Annotated in this window: 17 protein-coding genes; 9 read left to right on the forward strand and 8 right to left on the reverse strand. The window is 39.2% G+C overall.

Annotation, left to right across the window (positions count from 1 at the left end):
• Positions 1-34 precede the first annotated feature (34 nt).
• From AAE02nite_RS11535 to AAE02nite_RS11545, 3 genes are all read right to left on the reverse strand, one after another.
• On the reverse strand, positions 35-757 hold the full coding sequence (locus AAE02nite_RS11535) for a class I SAM-dependent methyltransferase (protein WP_146897888.1): 723 nt from the start codon (positions 755-757) through the stop codon (positions 35-37).
• 275 nt (positions 758-1,032) lie between these two features.
• Positions 1,033-2,184, reverse strand: a complete 1,152-nt coding sequence (locus AAE02nite_RS11540; RefSeq protein WP_146897889.1) for a glycosyltransferase family 4 protein — start codon at positions 2,182-2,184, stop codon at positions 1,033-1,035.
• A 158-nt stretch (positions 2,185-2,342) separates the two neighbouring features.
• Positions 2,343-3,254 (reverse strand): nucleotide-diphospho-sugar transferase, encoded by a 912-nt coding sequence (locus tag AAE02nite_RS11545; RefSeq protein WP_146897890.1) that lies wholly within the window; start codon positions 3,252-3,254, stop codon positions 2,343-2,345.
• Positions 3,255-4,086: 832 nt separating this feature from the next.
• On the opposite strand from AAE02nite_RS11545, the gene AAE02nite_RS11550 reads away from it, so the two are divergent.
• A complete protein-coding gene (locus AAE02nite_RS11550) occupies positions 4,087-4,878 on the forward strand; it encodes a hypothetical protein (RefSeq protein WP_146897891.1) in 792 nt (263 codons plus the stop codon).
• A gap of 179 nt (positions 4,879-5,057) precedes the next feature.
• Here the strand turns inward: AAE02nite_RS11550 and AAE02nite_RS11555 are convergent, their stop codons facing one another.
• Entirely contained in the window at positions 5,058-6,407 is a 1,350-nt protein-coding gene (locus AAE02nite_RS11555) for a flippase (protein ID WP_146897892.1), read from the reverse strand.
• Positions 6,408-6,639: 232 nt separating this feature from the next.
• On the opposite strand from AAE02nite_RS11555, the gene AAE02nite_RS11560 reads away from it, so the two are divergent.
• Positions 6,640-7,668 (forward strand): Wzz/FepE/Etk N-terminal domain-containing protein, encoded by a 1,029-nt coding sequence (locus AAE02nite_RS11560; RefSeq protein ID WP_146897893.1) that lies wholly within the window; start codon positions 6,640-6,642, stop codon positions 7,666-7,668.
• A 277-nt stretch (positions 7,669-7,945) separates the two neighbouring features.
• Here the strand turns inward: AAE02nite_RS11560 and AAE02nite_RS11565 are convergent, their stop codons facing one another.
• Positions 7,946-8,599, reverse strand: a complete 654-nt coding sequence (locus tag AAE02nite_RS11565) for a response regulator transcription factor (protein ID WP_146897894.1) — start codon at positions 8,597-8,599, stop codon at positions 7,946-7,948.
• Positions 8,600-8,878: 279 nt separating this feature from the next.
• Between AAE02nite_RS11565 and AAE02nite_RS11570 the strand changes: the two genes are divergently transcribed.
• Positions 8,879-9,202, forward strand: a complete 324-nt coding sequence (locus tag AAE02nite_RS11570; RefSeq protein WP_146897895.1) for an STAS domain-containing protein — start codon at positions 8,879-8,881, stop codon at positions 9,200-9,202.
• 202 nt (positions 9,203-9,404) lie between these two features.
• Here AAE02nite_RS11570 and AAE02nite_RS11575 read toward each other — a convergent pair whose 3' ends face one another.
• Positions 9,405-10,124, reverse strand: coding sequence for a class I SAM-dependent methyltransferase (locus tag AAE02nite_RS11575; protein WP_146897896.1), 720 nt, complete (start codon positions 10,122-10,124; stop codon positions 9,405-9,407).
• 173 nt (positions 10,125-10,297) lie between these two features.
• Here AAE02nite_RS11575 and AAE02nite_RS11580 point away from each other — a divergent pair, with 173 nt between their 5' ends.
• The 5 genes from AAE02nite_RS11580 to AAE02nite_RS11600 all read left to right on the forward strand — a co-directional run bounded on the left by AAE02nite_RS11580 (position 10,298) and on the right by AAE02nite_RS11600 (position 17,134).
• Complete coding sequence (locus AAE02nite_RS11580) at positions 10,298-11,794, forward strand: sensor histidine kinase (protein WP_146897897.1); 1,497 nt, start codon at positions 10,298-10,300, stop codon at positions 11,792-11,794.
• A gap of 13 nt (positions 11,795-11,807) precedes the next feature.
• Complete coding sequence (locus AAE02nite_RS11585) at positions 11,808-12,539, forward strand: sensor histidine kinase (RefSeq protein ID WP_146897898.1); 732 nt, start codon at positions 11,808-11,810, stop codon at positions 12,537-12,539.
• A gap of 9 nt (positions 12,540-12,548) precedes the next feature.
• Positions 12,549-12,971, forward strand: a complete 423-nt coding sequence (locus AAE02nite_RS11590) for a response regulator (protein ID WP_146897899.1) — start codon at positions 12,549-12,551, stop codon at positions 12,969-12,971.
• A gap of 352 nt (positions 12,972-13,323) precedes the next feature.
• Positions 13,324-16,437: a response regulator gene (locus AAE02nite_RS11595; RefSeq protein ID WP_146897900.1), complete on the forward strand. Its 3,114-nt coding sequence runs from the start codon at positions 13,324-13,326 to the stop codon at positions 16,435-16,437.
• Between the two features lie 220 nt (positions 16,438-16,657).
• Positions 16,658-17,134 carry a nucleoside deaminase gene (locus AAE02nite_RS11600; RefSeq protein WP_146897901.1) on the forward strand — a complete coding sequence of 159 codons (477 nt, stop codon included), beginning with the start codon at positions 16,658-16,660 and terminating at the stop codon, positions 17,132-17,134.
• A gap of 175 nt (positions 17,135-17,309) precedes the next feature.
• Here the strand turns inward: AAE02nite_RS11600 and ffh are convergent, their stop codons facing one another.
• Positions 17,310-18,641, reverse strand: a complete 1,332-nt coding sequence (gene ffh / locus AAE02nite_RS11605; protein ID WP_146897902.1) for a signal recognition particle protein — start codon at positions 18,639-18,641, stop codon at positions 17,310-17,312.
• Between the two features lie 129 nt (positions 18,642-18,770).
• Between ffh and AAE02nite_RS11610 the strand changes: the two genes are divergently transcribed.
• Entirely contained in the window at positions 18,771-20,090 is a 1,320-nt protein-coding gene (locus AAE02nite_RS11610; RefSeq protein WP_246150985.1) for a glycosyltransferase family 4 protein, read from the forward strand.
• Here the strand turns inward: AAE02nite_RS11610 and AAE02nite_RS11615 are convergent.
• Entirely contained in the window at positions 20,087-21,214 is a 1,128-nt protein-coding gene (locus AAE02nite_RS11615) for a glycosyltransferase family 61 protein (RefSeq protein ID WP_146897903.1), read from the reverse strand. The two genes, AAE02nite_RS11610 and AAE02nite_RS11615, sit on opposite strands and share 4 nt — an antisense overlap.
• Between the last annotated feature and the right edge of the window lie 45 nt (positions 21,215-21,259).

Raw genomic sequence — 21,259 nt, forward strand, 5'->3', positions numbered from 1 at the left:
TGAGATTTTATTTATCTGGGGGAAAGGAATTCTATTATTGTTTATCTTTGTAAGCAACCGTTAGTAAATTACTCGTGTAAATACCACCACTTGTGCCACCGTTTGCCACTAATAAGAAGGCTTTTAATAATGGATTAAGAATTCCTGACCAAATTATCCGGCGAATCAGACTTGTAATACCCGTTACCAATGGCGGCAATGCAAAATGATCAAAGTATTTAAATCCAGCCATTCGCAAAATCTGAGACATACTATCAACCGAGAAAGCCCTTATATGTGTAACATCACCGTGGTAAGGTGGGGTTAGAGGCGCTAAACCATTAGGAACGTGAATAATAAAACGACCCTTACTTAATAAACTGGCGTGAATTTTTTTGAGCAAAATTATGGCATAACTTAATTCTAAATGTTCAAGAACATCCATCAAAATAATAACATCATACTTTCTTCCATTATCTAAAAACTCAATAGCATCTGCCAGATAAACATTTTTCAGCCCAAGGGTTTGTTGCGCATACATAACCTGTTCTTTGCTTATGTCAATGCCGGTAATGTTGTTATAACCCAAATCAACAATAGTTTTTGTATAACGACCGTAACCACAACCAATTTCTAAAATTTGGATATTCTTATCGCTACCTAAATGTTTCAAAAAATTCTTTTTGAAATATTTAGCACTCCATTTTGTTAATTCTACTTCATTTACACCAGATAAAACAGATGTAGAAGTATAATTTTCATATACATCGATATCCATTATATAAGTACTTTTAAAAATGGCATAGGTAAAATCTTTATTTCTTGCTTCTGAAAAAACGTATAACCAACTCGTTTGGTCTTTTTTAATTAAACAATACGCCTACATTGGGTTTAAATAAACAGATAATGGTTCTGCTAACCTTATTTTACAACCATAAAACCAGACCCTGAATAAGGTGTAAATATAAGTGCTTTGGTTTCGTGGCACAAATATTTAAAATGCAAGGAATCATTTTACCAGATATAATATTCAGTTATTCAGTTTTTTTGATTTTAATATAAAGCAGACACATTATTAGACAGTTGGCTTAGCATATACTTATTTAAATCCAATAATATTTTCTTTCGCTCATAACATTTAACTCTCATAAAGCCTAATTCCACGTATTTACTCCTTTGATAAATAATCCGGTTTATTGCTGCAATCCAATCTTCACTATGCCAGGTTTTTACTGTTTCACCTGCCCCCTCCACTACCTCTATCATGGCAGAATTATGAGGTGATACAACCGGACATCCACAGGCCATTGCTTCCAGTTGGGGCATGCCAAAACCTTCATTAAGCGATGTAGAAACATAAACGGTGGCCAGAGAGTATAACTTAACCAGCGTATCCGTAGATACAAAACCTGCAAAGGTAACTCTATCTTTTGGAAACCCAGGCGCTTCTACCACCTCTTCAATTTTAGTTTCTCCCCAGCCTTTGGCACCTATAACCAATAAAGAAAAACCCATTGCAGCCAATTCCGGCAGTAGCGAAAGCAAGAACGATAAATTTTTACGAGGTTCTAGGGTACCAACAAACAGAATAAAATTATCCTGTAAATTGTAATTTGTTTTTAGTTCTTGTTGCTCCGTTAAAGTTAAGCTAGCCGGCTTAAAAATATTGGTATTGATGAAGAAGCCCGTGAAAATAGCTTTACTTTTTTTTTCAGGAAAATATTGTGCTATTCCGTTTGCGGTATATTTGGAATTGGACCAGAGCAAATCGGCCGATTTTATAGACCAATCATGCAGTATTTCAAAGATTAAACGGTTTGTAAATGACATAGTATTTTTATACTGTTTAAATACCATATCGTGCACGGTAATCATCGTTTTTACTTTCTTCGGCAGTCTTGGCGGAAGTAAGAACGCCGGAGCCCAATAAAGATCCGGGTTTATTTCTTTTATAAGTTTATTAACCTTGAAAAGCAACCATAAAATAGAAATATTATTTAAAAATGGCAGTGGGCTAATAATTATCTGCAAATTAAGTTTCTTGTTAATTAATTCTAATAACGCCGGATGAAATGGTTCATTTGAAAGTAAATAAAATTGCCAGCTTGGATTTTCAGAAGCCAAGCCATTTATAGCCGAAACGATAAAATTAGGAATACCTGACGGAGATTTTCTAAGAGCTCTGCAATCAATAGCTATTTTCATAGCTACTTAAAACTTAGTTTTATTTTTCAAAAGTATCATCAGTTTAGAACGTTCTGAAAGAAGGCATTCTTATTTAATAGAAGGCCACGAATCAGATTAAAAATTTATAAAAGCCTGTCGGTAATAATCTAAAATAAATTAATCTTAAGTTCTGATACCTAAGGCATAATCTTTTTAATTCTGTTTTTAACCCTTCTTAATAAAGTGGGTGGATTAAAGACCTTAGTATTAGTATATTGATCAGCCTCGTTTGCAAATTCGAACTTGCCCGGATGGACAATTTCTACTATACTTCCAGTAGGCATATTGGCCAGAATATCATCTTCGTTGGCAGTATGTGTAGAATTTTTACCAAAACCTATATTCGATATTAAGTTTTCGTTCGGTATAATGCAAAAACTATGGTTTACCAAGTTAGCGTATGCCCATTGATAGTCCCAGGTATTTGCACCTTTATAAATTTTCTTAAGGTTCTTTACCCAATTTTTTTGAACGATTTTATCCTCGAAAATTCCGGCAATTTTATTTTCCTTTAGAAAATCAGGCAATGACTGCATATTTACATCGTATAACTGCCAGGCCCGCCGCCAACTCGCCCAACCCCAAACATGAGCCAACCTGGAATAATAATAAGAAGCTTCTCCTATTTTCTTACCAAACTGAAAATTGCTACCCCCAATATGCATAACCCGGCTATCGTGGCGGTAATATTCCAAAAGTTCCTGACTAAACCAGAAGAAGCTCTGGTCCGGCAAACAGTCATCTTCTAATATAATTCCTTCTTCCACTTGGGAGAAAAACCAGTCAATGGCAGAACTAACCGCATTCCGACACCCTAAATTACTATCCCGAAATAAAGTAGATACGTTGCAATCCCAATTCACCTGCTTTATTATTTCTCTGGTGGCCAGGCATTTCGTCATTTCTCCTTCTACCAAAAGGCGTGGACCATCCGCAGCAACATACAAGTTTTTCGGTTTAATTTTTTTTATAGCATCAAATACCTTTTGCGTAGTATCTGGCCGGTTAAAAATTAAAAATAATATAGGGGTATTAAACTCTGTTGACATTGTATAATTTGTACCGGTAATGTCTTAATGGTTCAGCAAATTTAACTAATTATAATAAACATTATTGTGATAAGTTTTGCTAAAAGCCTTTTTTAGATGGTGCAGCCCGCAGGTATTAAGCTTATTTGGAATTTAAGTTGTTTTACTAATTAAAAATTTTTCTTAATTACCTGAACCCCTTCCTTCTTTGATCTACCAAATCTGTACGGTTTACCACGCGAGAAATAGGCTAAAAATACTTTGCTGTTGCTAACCGTTTCTTCCAAGGGGTATTCCTGCTCTAAGGCCGCCCTAAAACTTTAGCCCGGCAGAAATTATTTTACTATCAAGTATTCAAGTCCTAATTATTTCACCAAACCTTTACCCGAGTTAATTACCGGCAACGGTTACTTGCAGGGAAAGGTTCCTGTTCTGTTTCCAGGTCATTTGGCCGTACTAAAAAATATTGGCACTAATATTATAGTAGCTTATTTTGGTAAAGGCTGGAAATAAATAGTGCGTTATCCCCTAAAGGCCGTTTATTATATAGTGTTATGTCCAGGTAACTTTTGCCGCTACCCCATTATTATTCTAAGCCATAGTGGCTTGGCTAAAAAGGAGGCTTTAATCTGGAAAAAAAGGATATATGAATACCTACTTTGCCAATAATCAATATAAACCACTTCAAGTGAGGGATTCTCTAAAGCATCTCTTTTATATATAGTTAAACTAAATGCCTGACAGTTGCCGTTTTACTTCTCCCCTATCCCCTTCAAAATTTATGGCTATATCCTGTTTTAACTACTATATTTGTTAAAATTAATAAGTATTTGGTACCTAAACAACGTATTAAATGATTGCTGAGCGGTTAAAAAAATTATTAAAAGGTAAAAATAGATTTTCTAATTTAGGTGAGGAAGCAATAATTTCTGATTTTTTAAAACAATTAGACCATAAAAAAATTGCCGTAGATATAGCTGCAAATGACGGTGTTTTTATGTCTAATACTTACCATTTGTATAATTCGGGTTATGGAGGTTTAGCGGTAGAGTGTGACGATAAGGCTTTTGCCTCGCTGGCTCATTCTTATATGAATTTTAAAAATGTTTCATTAAGTAAAGCTTACGTTTACCCCGATAATGTCGTTAACTTGCTTCAGGGGTACGAAATACCTTATGATTTTGGCTTTCTAAGTTTTGACATTGATGGGTATGATTATTACGTACTTAAAGCTTTACTTCAAACTTACAGACCTACCCTTATCTGCGCTGAAATAAATGAAAAAATTCCTTATCCTTTAAAATTTACCGTTAAGTATAGCCGTGACTACGTATGGGAAGCCAACCATTTTTATGGGCAATCTATTGGCCAACTGTACCTTTTATGCGAAGAATTTGATTATGACTTAATACAAGTTCACTATAATAATGCTTTTCTGGTACCTAAAGAAAAAAATAAGAGCTTTAAGAAACTGGAACCTGGTCAGGCTTACCAGGAGGGTTATGTAAATAAACCCGATAGAACTACCAAATTCCCCTATAATAAAGATGTTGATGCTTTATTAGATATGAGTCCGGAAAAGGCATTAGATTTTATTAATGAGTACTTTAAGCAATATAAAGGTAAATACGAAGCGCATCTTTAAGATGCGCTTTTTTATATACAAACTTATTCGGGTTAACAGCCTCCAATATTAAGCTTACCCTTATCAGCTTTCTTATTATACTTACATCTTACCTACAAAAAGTCTTTTTTATAGAAGGGTACGCTTACAAACTATTAAATGGGCAAGGCCATTCATTCCTAATGGGCTACCTGCCTGATTTATCTTTTTCTAAAATAAATAAATACATCTCTAAGTATCAGAACCTGCACCAATGCTTTGGTTTGCATAATAAAAACCGGATATGTTTTACGACTGAGTAAACTGAAAAAATAAGAGGCAACAAATTGCGAAATAAGAGTGGCAAATGCAGCCCCCAAGCCGCCATAAGCTGGAATTAAATAAAAGTTTAGTCCCACATTAATTAAAGCTCCGGCCAGCGTTCGGTAAAAAACATACTTTTGCAAACCTTCTACTACAAACCAATTTCCAGAAGCAAATCCCAGAAAAACAAAAACACTCGTCCAGGTATGGACGGCTAAAATAGGAGCAGCTTCAGCATATTCAGCTCCATATAGAAAGGTTATAATATAGGAAGCAGAAAACGAAATAATTACGGCAGTTATAATTCCTAAAAAGGCCATTATTTTAAAAGACTGCTCCAGCTTTCTGAGGTAATTTTCTTGATTTACTTCCTTTAGTTTTATTAAGGAGGGAAGAATAGAGTTAGTAATAACTGAAGGAATAAAATACCAGGCTTCAGACAACCTGACAGCAGCCGAAAATATACCAACAGCTTTATCACTAATAATACTTCCTAACATTATCTGGTCGGTTCGCATATAAATCAGAACAACCATTACTGCCAAGGCTAAAGGATAACTATCGAGAAAAAGCTTTTTTACAACTGGAAATTTTATTTTCCACCTGGTAACTAAACCATTGCTTTGCTTATACACCAGTATAAAAAATGTAGCCGTAAATAATAATTCGAGCGAATTAGCCAGGACAAATAAAACAAGGGGGCCTTTTAAAATTAAAATAGCTATTTTAAAGATAGCCGATATAATAAAAGCAGCAACCCGGGAATAAACAACAAACTTGGATTGTAGGGTTGATTGAAAATAGAAATCTATTACGTCAAAAGACTGAAACAATAGGCCTCCTGCTGTTATTAAAACCAATATAAGCGTTAATGGCTCACCCGGCCTCAAAATTAATATTGTAAGAAGAGATAATACAAAAGCTAACCCGCCTCCTACTAATTTAAGAATAAATGCTGCTCCTAAAACTTCTTCCTTGGCCTGTTCTTTAACTAAGTTTTTAACGACAATACTATCCAGGCCTAACGAAGAAAATATACTAAAAAGGGCTACAAAGGCAATAACATAATTCCATAATCCAAAATCCTGAGCACCTAAATACCTGGCTATTAATACGGTCAGAACAAAGTTTAACCCAACTCTTAGTACTTTATCTAAAAATAACCAGCTTATATTGGATAGTACTTTCTTTAAATTTTCCTTTCCTTCTAATTTGCCTTTTAGATTATAATAAAGTTTTGAAACCACAGAGTATTAAATTTTGCGCAAATTAGCATAAAAACTAATTCTTTAAGGCTTGTTCGGCTTCAATCTGTTTATTTAAAAAAATTAAGCTGTATTCATTCCATTACTTTTCAAAAGAGAAAAGCTTTTAATCTATATTTATCCTTACCATTAAAATAACTTTATAACAGATTAAAATTTTTATTGAAAGAAAGGGTTTAAAAGTTATAAATTTGCCTCCCAGATTTCTCTATGCATGAATAACCCAGAAATTAACAACTCTAAAAGAAATAATTCTTCAGAAGAAGAAATTGATTTAAATAAATTATTCAATTCGGTCGGAAAAGGAATTTCCAATTTCTTCAAAGGTCTTTTTCGGGTATTTTTCTTATTCCTGGATACCGTTACTGCTAACCTTAAAATTATTGGCTTATTAATAATAATAGGGGGAATTTTAGGTTTAGCCTATACTTTTATAGCCAGACCATATTATGAATCACGGATGACTTTAGGGTCTGTATATTACCGCGGACAGTTTATAAATAACTCAATTCTGAGTCTGGATTTACTTTGCAAAGAAAAGAATTTCAATGCGATAGCAAATATTTTACAAATTCCAAAGCCCAAAGCCGCTAACTTAAAAAGTATTCAAATAGAACCTATCGTTTCGCCGAGTACGCAATTACTGATAGACCTTTACAAAGAAACAGAAGGCAACAAACGTCGCCTCGATTCCCTGATTCTCAGTACAGAAGATACCACTTTTCAAATTAAGGTTCAGGTTTTTGATACTACTGCCTTAAATGGGCTAGATACCTCCATTGTAAATTATATACTAAAAAATAAATTTGTTAAAAAGCGGATCGAAATTGAAAGAGTTAATCTCAAAAGTCGCAAAGCTAAACTGATAAAAGAATCTGCGAGTCTGGATACTTTAAAACGCAGTATAGCCTTAAGTTATCGCATGCCAGCGGCCGGACGTTCGGGTACCAACAATGTTATTTTAGATGATAAAGGTACCAATCCGATTGATATATACCGGGAGGATTTACGCTTTTATGATCAAATTATTAAGATAGACAGATTATTATATATCAATTCTGAACTAGAAATTATTGATCCTTTTATTGCTTATGGTAAGTCTGTAAATGGAAGTAAAGTTAAAAACACCTTAATTGGCTTGTTAGCTGGACTTATTTTAGCGCTTCTGTTGATAATTGCTAAAGTTATTAATACCGGCCTTACCAAAATGAAATTAATATTAAAAAGGGAAGATAATTTATAAATACTGGTTTTACCGGGTGATTAAACAATAAAAAACCAGTTGTTGTTGCTCTGAGCAGTCCGGTAAGAGATTAGTTGAATTTTAAATTAATTCTAAAAAATTCAAATTATATCTTTTTAAAATGAGACCAGCCCTTAAAAGTTGTTTACAGGTCCTGTTAAGCTTGCCGCAGAATTTAATAAAACAGATGTCCTTATTTTATTAAATGCACCAGACTTGGATAACTGAAGCGCGTAAACCAATTTTACAACCTTTAAAGAGGCTTGTTCCTACCTTTTTACCTGATTATCCCCCGGTTAATAGCGTACCGCACCAAGGCCGCCGTGTTTCTGGCCTGGGTTTTTTCGATGATGCGCTGCCGGTGCGAGTCGATGGTTCTTTTGCTGGTGAATAATTTATCGGCTATTTCGGCGTTGGTAAAGCCTTCGGTAATCAGTTTTAATACCTCCAGTTCCCTTTTAGACAGTTCTATCAATTCTGCCGGTTCGTAGTTGGCGGTGTTTTCGGTAAGTGAGGGTTTATTTTTCCGAAGCAGGTTTAAGGTAATTTCAGCTGAAATATAATTCTGGCCTTTGGCTATCGTCTGCACGGCGTGAACTAACTCTTCTTTACTAATATTCTTTAAGATATAGCCCTGAACCCCCATCTCCATCATTTTATTTATGTAATCCTCATTCTCGAACATGGTTAAGGTAAGCACTTTTACAGAGGTAAAATTCTGTAGAATGTGCTGCGCTGTTTCGAACCCATCCATCTCCGGCATTTTAATATCCATCAATACTACATCTACCGGGGTTGTTTCCAATAAATTAATCAGTTGTACGCCATTTTCAGCCTCACCTACAATCGAAATAGAAGGTTCGTCTTTCAGCAGCGATTGCAATCCGGTACGAATTAACCTGTGATCGTCAACTATAATTACTTTAATCATAAAGAATCAGGCTCTGGCAAGTTTATTAGGGCTGCAATAATAAAAAGATATTTTAATAGAAGTTAAATAATTAAGTACCCTGAAAGCTAAAATCAATCATCTGGTTTCGGAAAGCGCTGGAAATCAAGAAATATAAAAGCGAATGGGTATAAGTACGCGAATGTTTTCAGTATTTAAACCTACAAAATATTAAGGTTTAAGATTTAACTTTAAGATATAAAATGTGATTTAGTTTATTGTATTAGCATTAGTATCTGACCGGAACCTTAAATTTGCAAAATGAAAATATTAACCCGGAAAAACGGAGAAAGCTATATCATAAAACTTTGTGGCGAACTGGATGCCAGCACCGCTGAACCTGTAGAAAAAGTACTCGATGAAATTGTTTTGACGGAACCCGCCCAGATACAGATTGATTGCAAAGAATTAAAATACATCTCTTCGCGGGGATTGGGAGTTTTTATTTCACGCTTCCAGGAAATAAAAGATAAGCAAATCGACTTTTATTTATTTAACATGAGCGAACCGATTCTTTATGTATTTCGGGTGCTTGGCCTGGAAGAACTAATGGACTTAAGAGCCGAAAACACCGTTAAAACCTAAAGTCGCCATTATTCTATATTTCCATTTCAATTACCCGATTCCTACAATTTCCTTTTTCACTATTTTCCCGATAAACAGGAAATTAGTAACTACCTAAACGGCACAAGACTTTCTTTCGCTTTACATTCTCTCTAAATTGACAGGCTAGAGCTATATGGACCGATAATATCTAAAAATCCAAAGTAACATTAATTAAGCTGCTCTATGAAGTAGCCAGCGTAAGCCGCGCCAGATATTGGTCATTTTCACCTTCGGCCATAAACTCGCAGTTGTAACCGGCTTGTCCGGCATAGTCTTTTAAAATCGGGTATTCGATATAAAGCCACTGAAATGGCTGCCCTTTTTTGTTTTTATACGCCATCTGGTACGTAACTACCCCATGATACTCTCCATTTAAATCCAGGTTCAGGGCCCCTTCTTCGTCGTAATACATGTACGTAATGTCCGAGGAGTCGAGGATTACCTGACCGCCGGGATTTAGATTGTTTTTCAGCCGCTCCAGAAAATCGACCAGGCCTTCCGGCGAGTTTACCAGTCCAATACCGTTCATCAGCATTAAAACAGTATCAAAACGTTCGGTTCCCAGGTGAAAAATATCGCTGTGTACCACCTGGTGCACGCCCCGCTTTTTCATCACCGAACAGGCCCCTTTCGAAATATCAAAAGCTGTAATGTCAAAACCTTTTTGCTGCAAATACAAACTGTGGCTGCCCGCACCGGCTCCTAAATCGGCTATTTTACCCCGGCAATTAGCCAAAGCTATTTTTTCCAGTTCGGGCATTTGCTCCGGGCTGCGGAAAAAGTAGGCCGCCAGCAGCACATCCGGTTCGGCAATATCAGAATACACCCGGATGATCGCCTCCTGCTCCCCGGCCAGGTAATCCTGCAAGGCATGGCCAATAATATCTGCTCCGGATTTCATAAGTAGTTCACGTTGTTTTAATTATATAAAAGCTTTTTGGTATAAACCTGTGTTTTTGCAGATTTAAGTTCCCGCTGAATAAATTTAGTGCGGCAAATTACTATTTTAACAGTTTAATTCTTTCTAATTTTAAAGTTCAGGCTTTAAGCTACGCTAATCCAGCCCTGATTCGTATGAAAATAATTACAAAAATATATTTGAGCATCGGATTTATATTACTTGTTTTTGTATTTGTTACCGTAGCTTATTTTATACAATCGAACAAAGTAGATAACGCAATTGATGAGGTACTGCTTTCCACCGAAATAATTCAAGCCAACAGCAATTTACAGAAAGCCGTTTTAGATGCACAAGCTGGTATGAGGGGCTATTTATTATCCGGAAAAGAAAATTACGTAGAACCTTACTACGCCGGCGTAGCCGAATACCTGATAGAACTTAATATTTTAAGAAAGTTAAACCAGTCTAAACCAGCCAACATTGGCTACCTGAACCAGATAGACCAGCAATTTAACAACTGGAACGACTCTATTGCCAGCCCTTTAATAGAGGCCAAACGCAACGTAAACGCCGGCCCAAAAGCCCAGCAAGAATACAACCGCCTTTATTATAAAACTTATACCCGCGAAGAAGGCAAAACCAGAATAGACAGAATCCGGTATTTTACTGACTTAATTGAAAAAGTAGAAACCAGGAATAAGAAAGCCCTGGTTGGTAAGTTGAAAACTTCGCAAAATTTAACCGACCTTTTAAGTCTTGGGTTAACCGTGCTGGCAGTAATAATTGGCATTGCTACGGCTTTATTGCTGGGTAAAACCATTAAAAAAAGAATCTTAAGTATGCAAAAGCTGGCCAGCAACCTGGCCCGGGGCAATTTTGAGATGAAGCTCACCGACCATGATCACGATGAGTTAAGCAGCTTATCGGCGGATATGAATGTAATGGCTCAGAAACTGCAGAATAGTTTTGCGCACCTGAAAAAAATGAACCAGGAGCTCGACCAGTTCGCTTATGTAGTTTCGCATGACCTGAAAGCGCCATTGCGGGCTATTAATAACCTGGCCGAGTGGATAGACGAAGATATTGGCGAAACTACTCCTGAAATCCGGAAAAACCTCTCGCTGATGCGTGGCCGGGTACATCGTCTCGAAAACCTTATTAACGGTATTCTGGCTTATTCGCGCATTGGCCGGACCAAAATAGAACAAAACACGTTCGACCTGCGCGAATTACTCCAGGAAATTACTGAATCGCTGGCGCCGCTGCCTAACCAAAAAATTATTATTCCAACGGAGCCCTTGCAAATACAAACCGAAAAAATATTGCTGCAGCAGGTGTTGGTAAATTTAATCAGCAACGGGCTTAAGTATAATAATAAACCCAATGCTGAGGTAAGCGTAAGCGCCGAACTAAACGGTAAAAATTATTTAATTCGTGTGGCCGACAACGGGCCCGGTATTCCACCGGAATACCACGAAAAAATATTCGGGGTTTTTCAAACGATTGAAGCGCGCGACACCATTGAAAGTACCGGCATTGGCCTGGCTATCGTAAAAAAAATAATTGAAGAAAAGCATGGCGCTATTCGCGTTGATTCGGAGCCGGGCCAGGGCACCACTTTTTCGTTTACCTGGCCCCTATCGCAACCGGTAGTGCTTGCTCCCATTTAAATTAGCTTAAACCATGAACGAAGATGCGCTGGCACAATGCCAAAACGAGTTGTCCCAGGAAAAAAAACAATTCGAAGAATTTATTTACCTGGTTTCGCACGATTTAAACGCCCCTATCCGCGCTATTTCTAACCTCTCGGTCTGGATTGCCGAAGACCTGGGCAACGACATTCCGGCCGATGTAAAGCAGCATATAAATTTATTACAGGCCCGTACGCAGCTACTAGAAAGAATGTTAGGCGCCATTTTAACCCTTTCGCGGGTGGCGCGCACCGATCTGGAAATTGGATACGTTGAGCTGCTGCCTTTTTTAGAGAAATTAAGTAATCCGTTCCGGAAAGAGCAGGTAAGCGTAAGCATCCAAATCCGTTCAGTTGTGCCCGGCTTAATCACTTACTACCAAAAACTGCAAACAGTTTTATCAGAATTAATTACGAACGCCATTCTTCACACCGATAAGGAAAAAGTAAATATTGCGGTGGTGGTAACGCAAACCGGCGAGTTCTTAAAATTTGAAATAATAGATAACGGCCCGGGTTTACCAGCCGATGTAAGCGAAAGAATATTCTCGCTTTTTTACACCGCTAAAGGCAAAGAAGGAAACCAAAATATTGGAGCGGGATTAACCATAGCAAAAAAAATTGCAAATTTCGTAGGAGGTCAATTAGCCGTAGATATTCCTCCGGAAGGCCTGGGTTGCAGTTTTGTGCTGTATTGGCCTAGAAAAGAACCAGAAAAAGTATAAATTTGCCACATGAACGAAGAAAAGCTGATAAATATATTGCTCGTCGAAGACGACGAAGTAGATATCATGAATGTCCAACGGGCCTTCCGCAAAAATAATATCAACAATCCGTTGTTTATTGCCCGCAACGGTCTGGAAGCCTTAGAAATGTTACGGGGCGACAAAATACCTAAACCCCACGTAATTATCCTGGACATTAACATGCCTAAAATGAATGGCCTGGAATTCTTGCAAGAGATGCGTTCCGACGAAAACCTGAAACGTATCAGCGTTTTTGTGATGACAACTTCTAACGAGGACAGCGACAAAATAAATGCTTATAACCTGAATGTTGCCGGTTATATTCTTAAACCATTATCGTTCGAAAAATTTATTTCGTCTATGTCTACGCTTAACAGTTATTGGAAACTTTGCGAGAGACCCTCTTTATAAAAGCTAAAAAAGGGGAATAGATAAATTGCGTAAACTCAACCCATCATTTTGAACGCAGCTATAATTTAGCTAAAATAACTGCTGACTCGGTTGATGATACTATTAAACATGTTGAAAATAATGCTTTTTGGCTTACAAATAAGTGTTTTCGTTTGAGTAAATAAGCTTTTCAGTTATAAGATAAAAGCCGGGTACATTTTTAAAATATACTCGTGCGGCGTTTCAGACCGGCTAATGGCGGTTGACAATACACTGCAACGGCAATTATCACCTGGGTAATTATACCTGGCATAAGACCTGGTTTTAATCAACAGTTAAAACTAATTTCCCCTAACCAACTTTATTTGCTATAATGCCTGATACTGTAATTAAATTACTTATTGTTGATGATGACCTGGTAGACCGATTGACTATCCAGCGGTCGCTGGCCAAAGCCAATATCTCAACGGTAATTGATATGGCCGAAAAAGGCAGTCAGGGTCTTTCTTTTCTAAAGGAAAATAAATACGATTGCATTTTTATCGATTACCTGCTGCCCGATACCAATGGCGTGAACTTACTCCGGGAGATTAGATCGCAGGGCATAGATACTCCTATTATTATTGTTACTTCTCACGGCGATGAGCGGGTAGCCGTAGATGCCATCCGGAGCGGGGCCTCGGAGTATATTTCCAAGAATATGCTAACGCCCGATGGTATATCGTATAGTTTACGAACTGCTATAAAACTGGCCGGGATTGAACGGGAAAGAAAAGCCGCGGAAGCTGCTTTGCTGCAAAGCGAAAACCGCCTTCGCGAAGCCCAAAAATTAGCCAAACTGGGCCATTGGGAATTTGATACCAAAACGAATAAAATAAAATGGTCCGAAGAGATATTTAGCATTTTTGAACTGGAAGATCAAACCGAACCTACTTATGAAGAATTCCTGAAATTAATTTCACCCAGCGATTTGCAAAGATGGCAAGAGGTATTTGAATACGCCACTAAAAACAAAATTGCTTACCAGTCTGATTACCGGATAGTTACAGCCAATAAAAAATTAAAATACATAGCCACCAACGGTACGCCGGTGCTAGACCAGAATGGAGAATTAACCAGCATGGTAGGTACGCTGCAGGATATTTCGGACCGGATTAGCACCCAAAGAGCTTTACAGGAAAGCGAAGAACGTTACCGGATGCTCATCGAAACCATGAACGAGGGCGTGGTACACGTAGATAACAGCCAGCGAATTTTGTTTGCCAACCAACGCTTCTGCGAATTAATGGACTACAAAAGAGAAGAAGTTGAGGGAAATCCAATTTATATCTTTACCCCGGACGAGCAAAACAAGAAAATTTTAGAAGAAAAAAACGCTCAGCGTCAGCATAATATTTCGGATCATTACGAAATTCAGCTTACCCGCAAAGATGGCCAGTTAATATATTTTTGGGTGGGTGCTAATCCTTTGTTAAGCCCCGATGGCACTATTATAGGCTCGCTGGGAACTTTTACGGATATTACCGAAAGAAAAAAAATAGAAGAGGCGTTAGCATTCCGTGAGAAACTGCTCAGTACCCTGTTCGAAAATGCCCAGAGTTTTATCTGCACCCACCGTTTAGATGGCACTATTCTGTCGGTTAACAAAGCCGGGGCTGAGATCCTGGGCATACCTCCGGCTAGTTTAGAAGGCCGCAACCTGGCCGAGTTTATGGAAAAACGGCAGGTTGGTCAGTTTAACAAATATTTGCGCAGCATCCGGGAAAATAAACAGGATAGCGGCCTTTTTCCTTTTCATAACCAGCAAAATAATACCTGGCACTACCTACTCTACCGCAATGTTTTGTATCAGGAATCCGACAGAGAAGAATATGTAATTGTAACCGCTCAGGATATAACCGAGCGCATTCATTTTGAGAATGAATTAACCAATGCCAAACTGGTTGCCGAAAAGTCGGTTAAAGTGAAAGAACTCTTCCTGGCCAATATGAGCCACGAAATACGCACTCCCATGAACGGGATTATTGGCCTGACGGCCGTTTTGTTAAAAATGGTGCAGGACGAGGAGCAAAAAAATTTTCTGCAGGCTATACAATCCTCGGCCGATAAACTGCTGGTAATTATAAACGATATTTTGGATTTCTCGAAAATAGATTCGGGTAAGATAGAGTTTGAAGAAACTGATTTTAACCCCCAGGCTTTATTACGCGAAAGTGTGCAACTATTTGAAGTACAGGCCCTGACTAGAAAAAATAAAATATCTACCCATATTGGGGCTTCGGTTCCGGAATTTATAATAGGCGACTCGGGGAAATTGGCTCAGGTGCTGAATAACCTCCTTGGGAATGCTGTAAAATTCACCGAAAACGGCGAAATAAGCGTAACAGCCGATGTAGTCGCAGAAGAAGAAAATACGGTATGGCTCCAGTTTTCGGTAAAAGATACCGGTATTGGTATTCCGGAAGATAAGCAAAGCGCTATTTTTGAAAGTTTCACGCAAGGTAGCAACGATACCAGCCGGAAATACGGCGGTACCGGCCTGGGACTGGCCATTTCAAAACAGTTTGTAGAACTACAGGGCGGCTTTATTGAAGTACAAAGCAAATTACACCAAGGCAGTACTTTTCGTTTCCGGCTACCTTTTAAGAAAACCGAGAACCATGATTTGCCTGCTGAACCGGTTAAAAACGACGGACCGGCTTTCCTTAGCGCCGAGTTGGGCTCCCTGCGGATGCTGCTGGCCGAGGATAACGAAATAAACCAGCTACTAGTTAAAAAAGTGGTAAGTGATTGGGGATTTATGCTGGATATTGCCGAAGATGGCCGGCAAGCCTTAGAATTGTTTAACCAAAATACGTACGACCTGATTCTGATGGATATGCAAATGCCCGAAATGGACGGCTTTGAGGCAATATACCATATTCGTAAAAGCGAAGCGCCGGCCAATGCTATACCAATTATTGCTTTAACTGCCCATGCCTCGCCCCACGAAATACAGAAATGCCTGCAGGCCGGGGCCGACGCTTACGTATGCAAACCTTTTAAACCCGATAATTTACTACAGGAAGTTGCCACCCTCTTACTCCGGAATCCTGATTTCAAACCGGTTTTTCCGGAAAGTAACCCCGGGAGAAACAGCCGGGAGCATATTAATCTGGCCCTCTTAACCGAAATGGCCAGCGGCGACACCAATTTTATTCAGGATATTATTACCATGTTTATTCAGCAAACGCCGGGCAATTTAGAGCGTTTGTTTAACCTGGCAAAAGCAGAGAACTGGTCCGAAGTAAAATCTCTGGCGCATAGAATGAAATCGTCGGTTGTTTTAATTGGCAATAAAGAACTGGAGAATATATGCCAGGATATCCAGCAACATGCCCTTGATTCTACGCAAACTCATTTAATTCTTCCCATGATTATGCGGGCGAAAGTCATTTGTGAAAAAGCCGCCGAGGAACTGACATTAGCGCTACAGATAATTAAGTAAATAGGGAAAACCTATATCACCTCATTATTTTTCTAGCTTTTGATAATCAACAACTTATTAAATTATCATCTTTATCTAAAAAACTTTTATTTATCGGTGTATCAAAGACTGTCAGGTAAAATGTAACTGTACTAAATATTAGGTATAAGATGGTGGCTTTAATAATTTAGAACCTTTCAATAGAAATTTGGTACTGGTAGTACTAGGTTTTATTTGTGGTATGGAAAATACAGAGGCGTTTATGCGGGAAGCCATCCGGCTTTCAATTGAAAAAATGCAGGCCGGTATGGGAGGGCCTTTTGGTGCGGTAGTTGTCCGGAATGGCGAAATTATTGCGCGGGGCTATAACCAGGTTACTTCTTCTAACGATCCTACGGCGCACGCCGAAGTAGATGCTATCCGGAAGGCTTGTGCCGCCTTAGGTACTTACCAGCTAACCGATTGCGAATTGTATACCAGTTGCGAGCCTTGCCCCATGTGTTTAGGCGCTATTTACTGGGCGCGTCCCCGCCGGGTATATTATGCCAACACCAAATACGATGCTGCCCAATTTGGCTTCGACGATCAGTTTATTTACAACGAGATAGCTGTTCCTTTAGAACATCGTTCTATTCCGATGCAGCAAATGCTCCGCCAGGAGGCGCAAGTAGCTTTCCAGGAATGGCAAAAGAAAATGGATCGGCAGGATTTAAATTAACTTTAAAAGAAAATCAGATTAAATATATAAGATAGGATGCAATAACAATTTTAAACCCTATTATAAGAGAATAATTCGCAATTAGAAAAAGAATAAATTAGGAATTGAATTAAAAAAGCCGTGATCATATTCTGACCACGGCTTTTTTATTTAAGCTTTTATTTAGAAAGGTTTATTACCGGCCAAATGATTTCATTTTAGATAAAGCGCCGCCTTTTCCTGTCATTTTATTCATGTTCTTCATCATTTTGCGCATGTCGTTAAACTGCTTCATCAGGTTATTTACCTGCTGAATAGTAGTACCGCTGCCTTTGGCAATCCGGTTCCGGCGGCTGCCGCTGATCATGTCGGGGTTGGCCCGTTCTTCTTTCGTCATAGATTTAATAATAGCCTCAATGGGTTTAAAGGCATTTTCATCAATCTCTACATCCTTCATGGCTTTACCAATGCCCGGTATCATGCTCACCAGGTCTTTAATATCGCCCATTTTCTTAATTTGCTCCAGTTGCGACAAGAAGTCGTCGAAGTTAAACTGGTTTTTCCTGATTTTCTGGTTAATCCGGCGGGCCTCTTCTTCGTCGAAGCTTTGCTGCGCCCGTTCTACCAGCGAGATAACGTCGCCCATACCCAAAATACGCTGGGCCATCCGGTCCGGATAAAACAAGTCCAGGGCTTCCATTTTCTCACCGGTACTGATAAACTTAATTGGTTTTTCTACCACCGCCCGGATCGAAAGCGCTGCCCCACCCCGGCTGTCGCCATCGAGTTTGGTCAGCACCACCCCGTCGAAATTGATGCGCTCGTTAAAGGTTTTGGCTGTATTTACCGCATCCTGACCCGTCATTGAGTCTACCACAAACAACGTTTCGGTGGGCTTTATGGCGTTCTTGATGTCGGCAATCTCGCGCATCATAGCCTCATCCACGGCCAAACGGCCGGCGGTATCAATAATAACTACCTTTTTATTATTTCTTTTGGCAAACTCAATAGCATTCTGGGCAATCTGAACCGGGTTTTTATTATCTGTTTCGCTGTAAACCTCCACGCCTACTTGCTCAGCCAACACTTTTACCTGGTCAATCGCCGCTGGACGGTACACATCGCAGGCCGCAATTAAAACACTGCGGTTTTGTTTTTTCAGGAAGTTGGCCAGCTTACCGGTAAAAGTGGTTTTACCCGAACCTTGTAAACCCGCAATCAAAATTACAGCCGGATCGCCCTTTAAAACAATATCCTGCTTCTCCCCGCCCATTAATTGGGTCAGCTCTTCGTGCACAATTTTAACCATTAATTGGCCCGGCGATACGGCAATTAAAACGTCGCGGCCCATGGCCTCGTCTTTAATTTTATCCGTAACCGTTTTGGCCACTTTGTAGTTTACGTCGGCATCTACCAACGCGCGCCGCACCTCTTTTATGGTTTGGGCAACGTTAATTTCGGTGATACTGCCCTGACCTTTCAGGGTTTTAAACGCTCTGTCTAATTTATTACTTAAATTATCAAACATATATTTTCAATGGCTAAAGAATTACAAAAATACGTAAATTTTGGGAAACCAAGGGATAATTTTGTTAAAAGCTACGTATATTGACCACTTGATTATTTTAGCATTTACTAACTAAATAACCTTTCTGGCTTGGCTGCTGTTCCCGATAACGAAAAAATTCAGGTTCTGTTTATTACGTATTACTGGCCTCCTTCGGGTGGCGCCGGTGTGCAGCGTTGCCTTAAATTTGTAAAGAACCTGCCAGCCTATAATATTATTCCTACGGTGGTTACCGTTTCGGAAAAAGGGGCCTCCTACCAGGTGCTGGACGAAAGCCTGGCCGCCGATATTCCAACGGGTACCAGGGTAATCCGCACCTCTACGAACGAGCCTTTTGAATATTATAAAAAACTGACCGGTAAAAAAGAAATTCCGTACGGCGGTTTTGCCAATGAACAAAAAGGCAGCCTGGTGCAAAAGTTTTTTAAGTTTTTACGCGGAAATTTATTTATTCCGGATGCTCGGGTGGGCTGGAATAAATTTGCGCTGAAAGACTGCGCTGATTTACTCGCCAAAGAAAAATTTGCCGCCATTATTACTACCAGTCCGCCCCATTCTACCCAGTTAATTGGCCTGGAACTGCAACAGAAATTTAAAATCAAATGGATTGCCGACCTGCGTGACCCTTGGACCGATATTTATTACTACAAAGATTTACAGCATACAACAGTTGCTAAAAAAATAGACCAGAACTACGAGCGCGCTGTCATTCAAAAGGCTGATGCTTTGCTGGTGACCAGCACCGATACCAAACGGTTGTTTCTGGCTAAAGCTCCGGAAGTAGAAAGCGCTAAAATTAGTGTAATCCCGAACGGTTACGACGAAGAAGACTTTACTTTACCCTCGGCCCCGCCCCCGGATGCTTTTGTAATTACCTACACCGGCACCTTAACGGAAATTTACAACATAGAAGCATTTTTAAAAGCGCTGGCTAAAATTACCACCGTTCACCCGGATATTCCATTTCAATTGCGTTTTGTGGGCAAAGTTTCTGCGGAAGTAAAAGCCCAAATCGAAGATGCCGGCTTACAGCACCTCACGCACCTGATTCCGTTTGTCCCGCATTCCGAATCAGTAAAATACCTTCTCTCTTCTACTATTCTGTTAATGGGTATTCCGGATGTAGAAAATAATTACTGTATTTTGCCCGGTAAATTGTTCGAGTACCTGGCAGCCAATAAACCAATTGTCTGTATTGGTCCCATTCACAGCGATGCCGACCATATTATAGATGAATGCGGCGCCGGCCGGGTGTTTCATTATGCCGCCTTCGATTTAATTTACGATCATCTGGACCAGCTAAGCCACGCTTGGAAAATTAACCACAACCTTGATTTACCTTTTGTAAATTACCAGCGTTATTCCCGTTTTAACTTAACCGGCGAATTAGCTAAAATTATCCGGGACTAAATATTGGCTAAGCCAGAATCAGTTTTTCCTAAAACCGCATTTAATAATTGATTTAAAGCTTGCGAGTCGATGCGGAAGTCCTGTTTGGTGTTGCCGGTGCTACCCAGTAAATAATGGTATTTAAAACCTAAGGCTTTGCAAATCATAAAATAATGCGAACGCACCAGGTCGGCAGGATGCAGTTCAATAATCGTCGCCTGCTGGCTAAATAAAATATTGGTTAAACCCGCACCATGCACACCTACAATTATTTCGGCATTGTAAAAAAGCTGTACCTGCTCCCTGTAAGACAAATCTTCTGCATATATAATATTAAAATTATAGTTTTTTAATATTTTTATAATAGCTTCCTCCGAAAGTATCCGCCTTTTAGAGGCCTTGCTCCGGCTAACGTAAATCCGGTTTTTTACCGGCTGGCTTTTTACCCCATAGCCTTGCCAGATACCTTCGCGCATAAAATGGAGCACCTCCGGCGGCAAAAAACCACTGTAATGATTGCTGAGAAAAGTAGGTAAAATAAACGTTGGTAAATGCCATTTCTGACTTTTAGAAATTCTTTGCAGGGAGAGCAAAGGATTGTTTTGCAACAGAAAACTTAACGTTTCCTGCTGAAAAACCGGCAGATTGACCGGGATAATTAAAATCGTGGGTTCCACTAGGGTTTGTAAAATTGCATAGAGGCGAGGCAGGCAATCCAGAAACCAATGGTAATTACTTTGTTCGGCCCAGGGCAAATGCATCAGCGAAGTAAAGCGGCCGCTTTTGTGGTTTGGCAACATCAAAGCCGGGCTCCGGAAAGCCGGTGATTTGGTAAGACGTAACTGGTCGAAAACCGATTCTTTGATTACCTTTTGTTCTTTAACCAATGCCCCCGAATTGCCCAGAAATGTTACATCAGCCAAAGAAATGACCGAAATTTCCTTTTGCCGGTAACCGCGAGAGTAATCCGTTTCATAACCAAAAGAAGCAGCACAAAGATTCAGGAATTCTTTTTCCGGCTGGCTAAACTCCACCCAATAGCCCGGCCGGATTATTCTTTTATGCGGGTGCTGGTACACCGAAGTAAACGAGTAATAATAGTTAAGCCAGTTACTAATATGCCGGTAAATAGTTTTTAACCACATGCGCTTGCCCAAAGGTGCCGGTAAATATACAGGTTGCCACTGATG

Origin of the sequence: Adhaeribacter aerolatus (assembly GCF_007991635.1) — a bacterium.
Lineage (GTDB): Bacteria > Bacteroidota > Bacteroidia > Cytophagales > Hymenobacteraceae > Adhaeribacter > Adhaeribacter aerolatus.